The 13,512-nt window shown below is 31.0% G+C and carries 15 protein-coding genes; 2 read left to right on the top strand and 13 right to left on the bottom strand.

The annotated features are described in order from the left end of the window. The first annotated feature begins 54 nt into the window (after nucleotides 1-54). Nucleotides 55-735, top strand: coding sequence for a response regulator transcription factor (locus BN1865_RS14835; RefSeq protein ID WP_050638039.1), 681 nt, complete (start codon nucleotides 55-57; stop codon nucleotides 733-735). Between the two features lie 40 nt (nucleotides 736-775). On the opposite strand, the gene BN1865_RS14830 is transcribed toward BN1865_RS14835, so the two are convergent. From BN1865_RS14830 to BN1865_RS14770, 13 genes are all read right to left on the bottom strand, one after another. Further along, nucleotides 776-1,294, bottom strand: coding sequence for a hypothetical protein (locus BN1865_RS14830; protein ID WP_232780412.1), 519 nt, complete (start codon nucleotides 1,292-1,294; stop codon nucleotides 776-778). Between the two features lie 150 nt (nucleotides 1,295-1,444). Next, nucleotides 1,445-2,878, bottom strand: a complete 1,434-nt coding sequence (locus tag BN1865_RS14825; protein ID WP_050638038.1) for a PTS sugar transporter subunit IIC — start codon at nucleotides 2,876-2,878, stop codon at nucleotides 1,445-1,447. A 185-nt stretch (nucleotides 2,879-3,063) separates the two neighbouring features. Continuing rightward, nucleotides 3,064-3,774, bottom strand: a complete 711-nt coding sequence (locus BN1865_RS14820) for a GntR family transcriptional regulator (protein WP_050638037.1) — start codon at nucleotides 3,772-3,774, stop codon at nucleotides 3,064-3,066. Between the two features lie 68 nt (nucleotides 3,775-3,842). Beyond that, nucleotides 3,843-4,391 (bottom strand): phosphodiesterase, encoded by a 549-nt coding sequence (yfcE, locus tag BN1865_RS14815; protein WP_050638036.1) that lies wholly within the window; start codon nucleotides 4,389-4,391, stop codon nucleotides 3,843-3,845. Then, on the bottom strand, nucleotides 4,388-5,146 hold the full coding sequence (locus BN1865_RS14810) for an exodeoxyribonuclease III (protein ID WP_050638035.1): 759 nt from the start codon (nucleotides 5,144-5,146) through the stop codon (nucleotides 4,388-4,390). The genes yfcE and BN1865_RS14810 overlap by 4 nt, the downstream gene beginning before the upstream one ends. 32 nt (nucleotides 5,147-5,178) lie before the next feature. After that, a complete protein-coding gene (locus BN1865_RS14805) occupies nucleotides 5,179-5,793 on the bottom strand; it encodes a GyrI-like domain-containing protein (RefSeq protein WP_050638034.1) in 615 nt (204 codons plus the stop codon). Between the two features lie 159 nt (nucleotides 5,794-5,952). Then, nucleotides 5,953-6,474: an anaerobic ribonucleoside-triphosphate reductase activating protein gene (nrdG, locus tag BN1865_RS14800; RefSeq protein WP_050638033.1), complete on the bottom strand. Its 522-nt coding sequence runs from the start codon at nucleotides 6,472-6,474 to the stop codon at nucleotides 5,953-5,955. Between the two features lie 2 nt (nucleotides 6,475-6,476). Beyond that, a complete protein-coding gene (gene nrdD / locus BN1865_RS14795; RefSeq protein WP_050638032.1) occupies nucleotides 6,477-8,657 on the bottom strand; it encodes an anaerobic ribonucleoside-triphosphate reductase in 2,181 nt (726 codons plus the stop codon). A 256-nt stretch (nucleotides 8,658-8,913) separates the two neighbouring features. Continuing rightward, nucleotides 8,914-9,186 carry an acylphosphatase gene (locus BN1865_RS14790; RefSeq protein ID WP_050638031.1) on the bottom strand — a complete coding sequence of 91 codons (273 nt, stop codon included), beginning with the start codon at nucleotides 9,184-9,186 and terminating at the stop codon, nucleotides 8,914-8,916. A 79-nt stretch (nucleotides 9,187-9,265) separates the two neighbouring features. Continuing rightward, nucleotides 9,266-10,264 carry a UDP-glucose 4-epimerase GalE gene (gene galE, locus BN1865_RS14785; protein ID WP_050638030.1) on the bottom strand — a complete coding sequence of 333 codons (999 nt, stop codon included), beginning with the start codon at nucleotides 10,262-10,264 and terminating at the stop codon, nucleotides 9,266-9,268. After that, the gene (locus tag BN1865_RS14780; protein WP_050638029.1) at nucleotides 10,261-10,524 is read right to left on the bottom strand and encodes a glutaredoxin family protein; all 264 of its coding nucleotides are present in this window, start codon (nucleotides 10,522-10,524) and stop codon (nucleotides 10,261-10,263) included. The genes galE and BN1865_RS14780 overlap by 4 nt, the downstream gene beginning before the upstream one ends. Nucleotide 10,525: 1 nt before the next feature. Further along, nucleotides 10,526-11,008, bottom strand: coding sequence for a peptidylprolyl isomerase (locus tag BN1865_RS14775; protein ID WP_050638028.1), 483 nt, complete (start codon nucleotides 11,006-11,008; stop codon nucleotides 10,526-10,528). Continuing rightward, the gene (locus BN1865_RS14770; protein ID WP_050638027.1) at nucleotides 11,008-11,298 is read right to left on the bottom strand and encodes a hypothetical protein; all 291 of its coding nucleotides are present in this window, start codon (nucleotides 11,296-11,298) and stop codon (nucleotides 11,008-11,010) included. Before BN1865_RS14770 ends, BN1865_RS14775 begins: the two co-directional genes overlap by 1 nt. A 133-nt stretch (nucleotides 11,299-11,431) precedes the next feature. Between BN1865_RS14770 and BN1865_RS14765 the strand changes: the two genes are divergently transcribed. Then, entirely contained in the window at nucleotides 11,432-13,501 is a 2,070-nt protein-coding gene (locus BN1865_RS14765; RefSeq protein WP_050638026.1) for an elongation factor G, read from the top strand. Nucleotides 13,502-13,512: the final 11 nt, after the last annotated feature.

Genomic DNA, 13,512 nt, shown 5'->3' with positions numbered 1-13,512 from the left:
CTCTTCTATTGTAATTTTTGTAAGAAAGACTATACTTATAAAGAGGTGAATTTTATGTTTAGTCAATTTCAGGCACTTATTATCCATAGTGATAAACAAATAAACAATCAAATCAAAGAATATCTTGATCAAAAAGATTATATTTGCAATCAAGTTATTCAATACATTGATCTACAAAACTATTATGATAATCACAATTATGATTGTGTTATTATCGAAGATAACTTTCCAAGAATCAAAACAAAAGATTTTATCGTTCAAACAAAATTAAAATCACAACCTATTATTATTGCATTAAGTGATACTTTGTCATCAGATTATCTCGAATCTTTATTAAATGCTGGAGCTGATGATTATTTAACAGTTCCTTATACTCTTAAAGATTTGGATGCTAAAATACAATCTGTCTATAAAAATGGTATTCTTAGACCAAGACAAATCTATCGATTCAAAGATATTGTTTTAGATACAACTGCAAGGACATGTTCATGTCATGCAAAACCATTGAATCTTACTAAAAACGAATTTAAATTACTAACAATACTTATATCACATCCATATCAGCCATTTACAATTTCATATTTATTCGAACAAGTATGGGGGTCATCAATATATGAAGATGGTACTTCCATCCCTGCACTTTTAAGTAATCTTATTATGAAATTAAGAATTGCTAATAATGAAGATGAATATATTAAACGTTTTGGAAAAGATAGTTATAAAATGGCATTTTAAAATATGAAATAAATAAAGCATAAAAGGAATCAGAAGTGAACTAATCTGATTCCTTTTGTGCTTTTTCTCTTGCTTCTCTCTTTTCAGCTTTTCTTCTTTCTTTACGCTGTTTTCTTTCTAATTGTCTATGTATATCAGTATAATCTTTAACTGTACAATGAATTCTCTTATTTGCTTTTGCAATCGCATCAACAAATTCAACACGTTTTACAGGAAATAAACAATAACGTTTTTTTGTATTTGTATAAATTTCAATAGCATGGGGTCTTGTCACCAAATCTGCCATTCTAGGAACTGGATCACAAATCGTATCACAATCCATTAATTCAACTTTTCTATTTTTCCATAAACGATAATGTATTGTTAAAGTTTTTTTGTCAACAGTATATTTATATGGTCTGCATCCTAAAAAGAAAGCATAGCAAATAACTCCAAAAATAATAATTGTCACAATTGTAGTTACACTCTGTGTAAAAAGTGTAATAACTATATATATAGCATAAGCAATGAGAAATATAGCAGTTGCTGTATTCATTTTAACCTTAAATTCTTTTTCCATAAATGCCTCACTTTCTTTTCTATTATACATGATTTTCATACATTTGACAATCTTGATATATATAATAGATAGGAATTATTTTCATTTTTTTCTTTAAAAAAAGGACGGTTATACCGTCCCCTTTTATCATTCAAATTATACTTAAGAATCTTATTCTGCAGCAGCAGCTTGTTTGTTTTGATATCTTTCGTAAGCTAATAAGAATGGAATGTAAATTACTGTAGATAAAGCAATTACAATGATCTGAGAGATAGCTCCCATGATACTTCCACCTGTTGCTAGGAATCCTAACAATAATGGTGGCATTGTCCAAGGTACTTCAATTACAACTGGTGGACAGAAGTTAATAGTAATTAATAACCATCCAACGAAGATACAAGCTACTGGAGCTAAGATAAATGGAATACCTAAGATTGGGTTTAATACTAATGGAATACCGAATGTTACAGTTTCATTAATGTTGAATAAACCTGGAACGATAGATAATGTAGCGATTGCACGGTTATCTTCACGTTTAGAGAAGATGAAGATTGCAATAACTAAACCTAAAGTTACCCCAGAACCTCCCCATTCAGCAAACATTTGCATCATTGTTAAGTTCATTGTGTAGTAACCATGATTTTTAATTTCTGGAGTTAAAGCGATTGTTTTTCCTTCAGTGAAAATTGCAGTATTTGCATATAACATTGGACGGAAGATTGGTTCTTTAACTGCAGATAACATGTTGTTACCATGAATACCAACTAACCAGAATAATGAGATTAATACATACATGAACATAACTGCTACGATATTATCACCAATGATATCTACCAATGGTTGTTGAATTGTCGTTTTAATTAAGTCATTGAAGTATTGTCCACTTACCATGTGTACTAACCATCCAACTGTTCCAACAACTACTAATGTTAAGAAAGTAGGAATTAAAACTTCGAATGCACGAGATACACCTGGAGGTACTTGTTCAGGCATCTTGATTTTTAATGCATCCATTTTTCTGAATAGACCATAAATTTCAAGAGCTAAGATACCTACGATTAATGCAGTGAACAATCCTGTTGCACCCATATAATCTCCACCAAAACCAGTGAATGTAGCAACACCAGATAAATCAGTTACTCCACCTTTAGTTAAGATGTCACCAATTGAGATAGCAGCGTCTTTAGCATCAACTAAACCACTTGCTAATCCTGTTACAGCATGAGCTGTAGGAGTAACAACTGCCCAAGACATGAATCCTAAAACTGCAGGGAAAGCACCTGTTTCACCATTAGCTTCACCGATTTCTTGAGCTACTAGCATTACGATACCAATAGAAATACATGAGATAGTACAAAATTGAATTGCAGCGAATACGTCATTGATTGGTGCCAAAGCCATAATAGGCTTAAAGATACCACCAAGACCTTGAGCGTTACCATTGACAACGTTATCATTAACTAATACGTTTGTCCATAGTACACCAATTGCACCAGCGATAGTTGCTGGCATGAAGTTTTGGAATGCGTTCTTGATTGATCCTAAATATTTATTTTGACCACACCAAGCACCAACGCGTCCCAGCTTATCAGCAAAAGCGTCCATATTTTTTCCTCCCTTAAAATATTTTTGACACTAATAGTATAAGATTTATTTATTAAAAAGTCAATGCTTTTAAATTAAAAGTATGGTACTTTTTTAAAAAAGTACCATACTAGGCTGATTTTTTTTTATAATTTTTTTCGACATTTTTCATAATATGAAAAAAATCATGATAAAATCATGACTTTTTACTGTTGAACAACAATTGTTTGGAACTCAAAATCTGCAAAATGATGTCTTGCTAATGTATATTCAAATATTGCTCCATTACTCAAATATGAAATTTGTTCTTCTTGAATGTATGGTTCATATTCTTTTAAACCTAGATATTGCTGTTCTAAAGGCGTTGATAAAGCCGCATTAATTGTTAAATGACAACTTTGGATTTTCAACTTCAAAACATTTTCAATATATTCATAAATTGACCCTTTTAGGTGTTCAAGTTTTAAATTCGGTATTAAACTAATTGGCATATAACTAATATCAATTAAATGTGGTTTTTTATCTAAAAAACGTAATCTAATAATATGATAAACAAAATCTCCAATATCAATCTGTAATTTTTTAGATAAAACTTCATCAGCTGGAACCACTTCAAATTCAAGGACTTCACTTGTTACTTCTTTAATACCAGCATATTTTCCTGTTAATCCTCTTGCAAATTTATTTGTAGCACTCTCCATTGTTGGATCATAATCCTTAACAAATGTTCCGGCTCCACGTCTACGAATAATCAACCCTTCTTTAACAAGAATTTCTAAAGCCTTTTTCATTGTTTCTTTATTACAATGATAACTCATGCATAGAACGTACTCATAAGGGAGCTTTTGACCAAAAGTATATTCATTATTTTTAATTTTCGCCCTTATATCATCAGCGATATCTTTATACTTTGACATTCTACTCACCTCACCATATTAAAAATACCATACTTTTACTTTAATTTCACGGTTTTTTTATACTTTTTTTAATAATTTTCAATTTTTATACTTTCAATGAGGCTTTTTTCTAATGAAAAAATCTTTAACTCATTATTCTCATAGACACCATAACTCTTCACACCTGCTTTTGGCAAAGAAATAGAAGAAGGATTAAAAATAATGATGCCATCTTTTAACTTAGCAATTGGTTTATGAAAATGACCATACATCAAAACATCACTTTGATTTAATAAAGGCATATAATCCTCATTATATAAATGTCCATGAGTTACAAAAAAACGATGATCATCTATATAAAGTTCAGCATAATCTGCTCGCATCGGAAAATCTAAAACCATTTGATCAACCTCTGCATCACAGTTACCTCTAACTGCCACAATTTTATCTTTATACTGATTCAATAAAATCGCAACTTCTTTAGGATTATATCCTTCTGGCAATGGATTTCTAGGACCATGATATAACAAGTCCCCTAATAATATTAACTTATCCATATTTTCTTCTTCATAAATATCTAATACTCGTTTCAAATCATTCAAAGACCCATGAATATCTGAAACAATCATACATTTCATTCTAATCCCTCCAATTCTACACCAACTGGACAATGATCTGACCCCAATACATCCGTATAAATATATGCATCTTTAATCTGCTTTTTCAAATCATCTGATACAACAAAATAATCAATACGCCAGCCTGCATTTTTTTCTCTTGCTTTAAACATATATGACCACCAAGAATACGTTTCTTTATCTGGATACATATATCTAAAAGTATCAACAAATCCACTTTCTAATAATTCTGTAAATTTTGCTCTTTCTTCATCTGTAAATCCCGCATTTTTATGATTAGTTTTATCATTTTTTAAATCAATTTCCTGATGAGCCACATTTAAATCACCACAAATCATAACTGGTTTTATCTTTTTTAAATTAAGAAGATATTCTCTAAATGCATCTTCCCATACCTGACGATAATCCAATCTTTCTAAACCTCTTTTTGAATTGGGTGTATAAACAGTTACAAAATAATATTTTTCAAATTCTAATGTAATAACACGTCCTTCTTGATCATGTTCCTTTATCCCTAATCCATAACTAACTTGTAATGGTTTTTTCTTTGTATAAATAGCTGTTCCACTATAACCTTTTTTAACAGCATCATTATAATAAGAATAATAGCCATCAAATTGTAGATCAATTTGATGTTGCTGTAATTTGGTTTCCTGAATTGCAAAAATATCTGCATCAATATGATTAAAAAAATCAGCAAACCCTTTCGTTAAACAAGCACGTAATCCATTGACATTCCATGAGACACATAACATTCTTTATTCCTCCTTTGTATAAGAAAAGGGGATTATACCCCTTCCTCTTCAATTGCGTATCTTACAATTGTTTTTAATTTATCTTCAGTTACCTTTTCAGGATCATTTAAATAGATTTCATGATGTAAGCCAATAAGTTTCATTCCTTGAATCGTAATATATTCCATGATTTGCTTAGTTGTATCAATTTCAGTATTATAGGCTCCTTTGTGTAACATCTGCACACAACGTCCTTCTTCCATTTTCTTTAAATAAGCATCTACAATATAAGGATTGTCTTTTCTAATGGCAATTTCTTCTTTAATACTTTCAAAAGTTTTTTCATCTAATACTTTTGGTTGAGCAATCATCAATGTAAACTTAATCATCTTTTTTCTTGTGACATCAAATTGACTATTATCATATGTATCCCATAATCCTTCTAAAGGTGAAATCAAATATAAAAGATCCATTTCCTGTTTAAAGTAATCTTTAATCGCTTTTGATAATATATGCAAAGCTTCAGACTTAAGTTTAAATTCTTCTACATTCGGATTTCCGATTCCATCAATCATGATGAAATTGAATTCTGGCACATCTACAACATCTATTCTTTTGGTGGAAGCGTCGTATTGTTTCTTATATTCTTTTCTAATGCCTTCTTTCATCGAGGAATTCCTCCTTTCACTGCCATACCATTATATATAATTTAAGATTAAATTTCCACCTAATTTTAGGATTTTTTTATTTTTTGTTGCAATAATTTTTATTTTTCACACAAAACCATTAAACATTACAAAAAAAATCTTTCAGATTTCTCTAAAAGATTATTTTTCATCCCATAAAACGACTTTTTTTGATTTTCTTGTCTTATTCATATCAATAATTCTTTGATTTGTAGAACCTCTAAATTTCAAACGAATATCCTTTTGTTCCAATAAAAATGGTCCATCAACCAAAATATCAATATAACTTAATAATTCATCAGTAATATTAATATGAACTTTTCCACCTTCTAATAAATCTTCCAAAAGATACCCAGTATAACACCAAACATCTTTTTGAGGATAATTTTCATGAAAAGTTCTCAGCAACTCTAAAAGTCCCACCTGATTACTTGGTTCCATTGGTTCACCACCTAAAAGGCTCAAACCTTTAATATGAGAAGGTTTTAAAGCATCCATAATATAATCAATCGTTTGCTTAGTAAACTCTTCACCATAATGAAAATCCCAGGCTATTTCATTAAAACAATCTCGACAATGATGTGTACATCCTGAAACAAAGAGTGAGACTCTCACTCCTGTTCCATTAGCAATATCTACTTCTTTAATCGATGCGTAATACATAACTATAAGTGGAGAACACGTTCTTTAATTTCCTGTGTTCTTCCCTGGTTCCAGAATTGTGTACCAATATAACCACAAGTACGTCTTGCTACACTCATCTTATCTTGATTTGTATTGCCACAATGTGGACATACCCAAATCAATTTCCCATCATCGTCCTCTTTAATCTGAATTTCACCATCATAACCACATTCCATACAATAATCACTCTTTGTGTTCAATTCAGCATACATAATATTTTCATAAATATGTTTCATAACTGCCAAAACAGCATCTAAATTATCTTGCATATTTGGTACTTCTACATAACTAATTGCTCCACCTGGAGATAATTTCTGGAATTGTGATTCAAATGTTAATTTTGTAAAGGCATCAATCTCTTCAGTGACATTAACATGATAACTATTTGTAATATAACTCTTATCAGTAACACCTGGAATCTTACCAAAACGTTTTTGTAAACATTTTGCAAATTTATAAGTTGTTGACTCAATAGGTGTTCCATATAAACTAAAGTCCATATTTTCTTGCTGTTTCCATTCGTTACATCTATCATTTAAATGTTGCATAATTTCTAACGCAAAAGGAGTGATTTCTGGATCTGTATGTGATTTCCCTGTCATATACTTCACACATTCACAAAGCCCAGCATACCCAAGCGAAATAGTTGAATAACCACCATATAATAATTTATCCAAAGTTTCACCTTTTTCAAGTCTTGCAAGTGCACCATATTGCCATAAAATCGGTGCTACATCACTTGGTGTCCCTTTCAAACGGTTATGACGGCACATTAAAGCCTCTTTACATAAGTCTAATCTTTCATCCATAATACGCCAAAAAGCCTTCATATCCCCTTTAGAAGAACAAGCAACATCAACTAAATTAATAGTCACAACACCTTGATTGAAACGACCATAATATTTAGCACGTTGTGTCTTAGGATCAACATATGGTGTTAAGAAACTACGACATCCCATACATGTATAACAATGTCCTTCACCATTTGTATCAACTTTTAATTCTAACATTTTCTTTTCAGAAATATAATCAGGAACCATACGTTTTGCTGTACATCTTGCAGCTAACTTTGTTAAATACCAATATTCACTATCTTCATGAATATTATTTTCTTCTAAAACATATATTAATTTAGGGAAAGCAGGTGTAACATAAATCCCTTGCTCATTTTTAACACCAAGAATTCTTTGATTCAATGTTTCTTCAATAATCATTGCCAAATCATCTCTTAACTGTCCTTCTTCAACTTCATTCAAATACATAAAAACAGTCACAAAAGGTGCTTGTCCATTGGTTGTCATCAACGTAATGACCTGATACTGAATCATTTGCACACCACGTTTAATTTCATTACGAACACGCTTTTCAGCAAGCTCTTCAATTTGCTTTTCAGTAACTTCAATCTCTTCTTCAGCAAACTCTTCACGAACTTCTTTTCTAAATTTTTGGCGACTTACATCAACAAAAGGTGCCAAATGAGACAAACTAATACTTTGCCCACCATATTGAGAACTTGCCACTTGTGCAATAATTTGTGTTGCAATATTACATGCAGTTGAAAAACTCTTAGGTCTTTCAATCATTGTTTCACTAATAACAGTTCCATTTTGTAACATATCCTCTAAATTAACTAAACAGCAATTATGCATATGTTGAGCAAAATAATCTGAATCATGAAAATGAATAATTCCTTCTTCATGAGCTTTCACAATATGTTCAGGCAATAATAAACGTTTCGTAATATCTTTACTCACTTCTCCAGCCATATAATCTCTTTGAACACTATTCACAGTTGGATTTTTATTAGAATTTTCTTGCTTCACTTCTTCATTATCGCATTCAATCAAACTTAAGATTTGTTCATCTGTTGTATTTGCTTTACGAACTAATGCTCTTTTATAACGATATGTAATATACTTTCTTGCAACTGCAAAAGCATTTAACTTCATAATTTCATTTTCAACTAAATTCTGAATTTCTTCCACACTTAAAGCACGTTTCATTTTTTCACATTGATATTTAACATTGTTGGTAATATTATCAATATCCTCAGTTGATAATCTTTCTGTTTCAACAGCTTCATTGTTAGCCTTTTCAATAGCAGCTGTAATCTTCAATTCATCAAATTTAACTTCTGCCCCATTACGTTTAATAATTTTCATGTCTTTTCCTCCCGTTCACATTCAAAAATTGACAGCAATTTTTTATATAAACATATTTCTATGTTATGAATGATTTGGCTATGCCATCATATCACACGCTTTCTCTATTATAAAGCAATATGATTCATAGGTCATCCTTAATTTTTTTACTTTTGGCAAAGAAAATTAAAAAGCATTGAATATATCAATACTTTTCTAGTTAAAAAATTTTTTATTCCCAATCAATTACCATGTACCAAATAGAACTTGTCTTTTTTTAATAATACTTAATATCAAAAGAATGTTCACTATTTAAGACTTCCTTTTCTTCAACATCCATATATTCAACATGAATAAAACGCTGATTATGTAAACTATCAATCAAATGATCAATGCATTCTTTTTCACCTTGTAAACAAGCCTCAACATTTCCATCATTCAGATTTTTTACCCATCCTGTCAATCCTAATTGAACTGCTTTTTGATAGACTGTATAACGAAACCCAACGCCTTGAACACGTCCATGAAAAATATAATGTTTTCTTATCATCGAATCATCTCCTCTTTCCCTTATTTTATCACAAACAGTAAAGAAAAAGCCATGAATAAAACTCCATGACTTCTCATTTCTATGAATGTTTTTTAGCAAAGTTCCAAGTGTCACGACACATATCATCTAAAGTCTTTTCAGCAACCCAACCTAATTCTTTTTTAGCACGTGTTGGATCCGCATAACAAGTTGCAATATCACCTGGACGTCTTTCCTTAATTTCATAAGGAACTTTAATATGGTTAACTCTTTCAAAAGCATGAACAATGTCTAAAACACTATATCCTGTTCCAGTTCCTAAATTACAAATATGCACACCTGGTTCCTTATATTTTTCAATAGCTAAAACATGTCCTTTTGCTAAATCAACAACATGAATATAATCTCTTACTCCAGTTCCATCTGGTGTATCATAATCGTCACCGAAAACACCTAAGCAAGGTAATTCTCCAGTTGCTACTTTCATAATATATGGCATTAAGTTATTAGGAATTCCTTTTGGATTTTCACCTATCAGTCCAGAAGCATGTGCTCCAATTGGATTAAAATAACGTAACAATGTAACTGACATTTCAGGATATGCATGTTGTACATCTGTTAAAATTCTTTCCATCATTGCTTTACTTGTTCCATAAGGATTTGTTGTTTCACCTAATGGACAATCTTCTGTCAATGGAACAACCTTAGGATCACCATAAACAGTAGCACTTGAGCTAAAGACAATACTATTGACATGATATTCTCTCATCATTTTTGTCATAATTAGTGTTGTTGTTAAGTTATTTGTATAATATTCAATAGGTTTAACAACAGATTCACCAACTGCTTTAAAAGCTGCACAATGAATAATTGCATCTAACTGATTTTCCTGAAAAACAGTTTCTGTCTTTTTTTCATCTAAAATATTAAATTCATAGAATTTAACACTTTTCCCTGTAATCTCCTTAATATAATCAAGCACTTCTGGACGTGAATTAGAAAAATCATCAATCACTACAACTTCATGTCCAGCTTCTAATAATTCTACACAAATATGACTACCAATATAACCTGCTCCACCTGCGACTAAAATTCTCATTTTGAATTCCCCCTTAAATAATTATCAAATAGACTGCGAATAATTTCCTTACTAGCAACACCCTCATGAAGTTTTTGATCACCATCAAAAAAACATGGGACATAATAATAATCGTATGAATCAGCCAACTCAGCTTGCTGACTTTCTTCAATCATTTCTATAGGAATTTGACGATATGCTGAATTTTCCTGATAAAGTTCTTCCATCCATGCTCTTGCTCTTTTGCAATGTGGACAATTTTCTAAATAAAAGAGTTTCATTTTATATCAACCTCATTGTTTTCATCACGATTGGTGTCAATGGGCAATCTTGTCGATTGGTTGCTGCATTGGCAATTTCATCTACGATATCTAAACCATCTGTAATTTTTCCAAATGCTGCATATTCTCCATCTAAATGAGGAGCATCTTTATGCATAATAAAGAATTGTGAACTTGCTGAATCCTTGACCATTGTACGTGCCATTGATAAAACACCACGTGTGTGTAATAAATCATTTTGAATGCCATTGCTACTAAATTCACCTTTAATTGATGAACATTCTTTATGATTCATTTTAACATCAAATCCACCACCTTGAATCATAAAGCCAGGAATAACTCTATGAAAAATCAATCCATCATAAAAGTTTTGTTCAATTAAACTTATAAAGTTTTTCACTGTTATTGGAGCAATTTCAGGATATAACTCTCCTGACATCACTTTTCCATTTTCCATTTCAATTTCAAATTTCACTGTTTTCATTATTTATCCTCTTTTTCTTCAATAATACGATCAGCCGCATCAATAATAATTGGTGCTTCTTTTTTCTTTTTCAAATATAATTTAACCCCAAAAAACAAAGCAACTAATCCTGCACACCCTAATAATAAATAGAATATCTTTTCCATTTGTTTAAACTGATAAGCTAATGCTACAGTTAAGCACAAATTCAGGATAATCAATGCACCTGTTGTCTTTATTCTATGGTTATAAAGGCAATCTAATGCTAAAGCATTCGATAAAAATAATATAATAATTAATCCAACTTCCATATTTTGCCCTCCTGTGTAAATATCATATCATTTTTTCAAATAAATTTCACTATAATTATACTGTAACCGTTTTCATCAAAAATAAAGTGTGTTAAAATAAAAGAAAGAAAACTTAAAAAAGGAGCGTGATATTATGAGAACTTATCACTCAAACGAAATTGGAAACGTGATTGTGTTAGGTCACTCAGGGAGTGGTAAAACCAGCGTGATAGAAGCTATGGCCTATCGAGCTGGTATGACAAATCGGATTGGAACAGTACAGGATGGTAACACATTAAGCGATTATTCTCCTGAAGAAATCAAAAGACAAACCTCAATTGGACTATCTATTATTCCATTAGAATGGAATGATTGCAAAATTAATATTCTTGATACTCCAGGTTCTTTTGATTTTGTTGGTGAAGTTGAAGCAGCCTTAAAAGTCTGTGAAAGTGCCTTAATCGTTGTTCCAGCTACAGAAGGTATTAGTGTTGGAACAAAACAAGCCATGCATCAAGCACATGATAAAGCAAAAATCATTTATATAAGTGGTTTAGATTATCCAAATGCTGCTTATCAGGAAAAGTTAGAAGAACTCAAATTGACATATGGAAAAGCTATTGCTCCTATTCAGGTTCCAATCATGGAAGGAAATCGAATGGTGGGTTATGTCAATGTTGCTAAAATGGAAGGACGCTATTTTGAAGGTGAACAAACACATCCATGTCCAATTCCAGATGATATGTGGGATCAAATCACACCAATCAAGAATATGATTGATGAAGCAGTTGCAAATACAAATGATGAACTTTTAGAAAAATATATTAATGAGGAACCATTTACAAAAGAAGAAATATCATGGGCTCTTCGTCAAGGTGTTATGAATCATACTCTGATTCCTGTTTTATGTGGGACAAATCAAATAGGAATTCAAATTGTTTTAAATTCAATGGTTGCTTTCTTTAGTGCTGCTGGTGATATGATTAATTCAATGGTTGTCAAAAATGAAGAAACAAATGAAGAAGATCTTATTGGTTTTGATGAATCATTACCTGCTTCATTATTTATATTCAAAACTATTGCTGATCCATTTGTAGGTAGAATTTCTTTATTTAAAGTCTGTACGGGAACAATTCAAACAGGTATGTCTTTATATAATGTTCGTAAAAAAGAAGTTGAAAAAGTCAATAAGCTTTATATCATGAAAGGGAAAGATCTTATTGAAACAGATGTATTAAACGCTGGAGATATTGGTGCTTTATCTAAATTATCTCATAGCCAGACAAATGATACATTATGTACTTTAGATTATCGTATCCTTTATGATCCAATTGTTTTTTCTCATCCTTATTTTGGTAAGGCAATTAAACCAGTTGGTAAAGCTAATGAAGAAAAAATTGCAAATGCAATTCATAAATTATTAGAAGAAGATCAAACTTTAATTTTTGAAAATAATCCTGAAACAAAACAACAATGTTTATATGGTATTGGTGATATTCATATTGAAACTGTTGTTGCTAAGTTAAAAGAAAGATTTAAAATCGATGTCACTTTAGAAGATATTATTATTCCTTATCGTGAAACAATTCGTGGTCAAATTACACATCGTTATAAATACAAAAAACAATCTGGTGGTCATGGTCAATATGGAGATGTTGAAATGACTTTTGAACCATTAAATGATTATAGTGTTCCTTTTGTTTTTGAAGAGAAAATATTTGGTGGAGCTGTGCCTAGAGCCTATTTCCCAGCTGTTGAAAAAGGCTTAATTGAAGCAACCAAAACAGGTGTTTTAGCCGGTTATCCAACCTTAGGTATTAAAGCAACATTAATTGATGGTTCTTATCATAGTGTAGATTCTTCTGAAATGGCTTTTAAGACTGCGACAATAATGTGTTTTAAAGAAGCAATTCCTAAAGCAAAACCAGTTTTACTAGAACCATTTGTAACATTACATGTTTATATTGATGAAGAATATACTGGTGATATTATGGGTCATTTTAATAAAAAACGTGCCCGTGTCATAGGTAGTGATATTTTAGAAGATGGTATGATAAAGATTACAGCGGAGGCTCCTCAATCAGAAGTCATGAATTATGCAGTTGATTTAAGAGCAATGACTCAGGGTCAGGGATTCTTTGATATGGCATTCTTAGGTTATGAATTTGCTAGTGAATTAGTGATGAAAAAAGTTATTGAAGCTCATAAAGAAAAAAGTTCTTAATGAGCTTTTTT

It is taken from the genome of Candidatus Stoquefichus sp. SB1 (assembly GCF_001244545.1).
Classification (GTDB): domain Bacteria; phylum Bacillota_I; class Bacilli_A; order Erysipelotrichales; family Coprobacillaceae; genus Stoquefichus.
The sequence above is the reverse complement of the archived record's forward strand: the minus strand, read 5'-3'. Positions and strand labels throughout refer to the sequence as shown.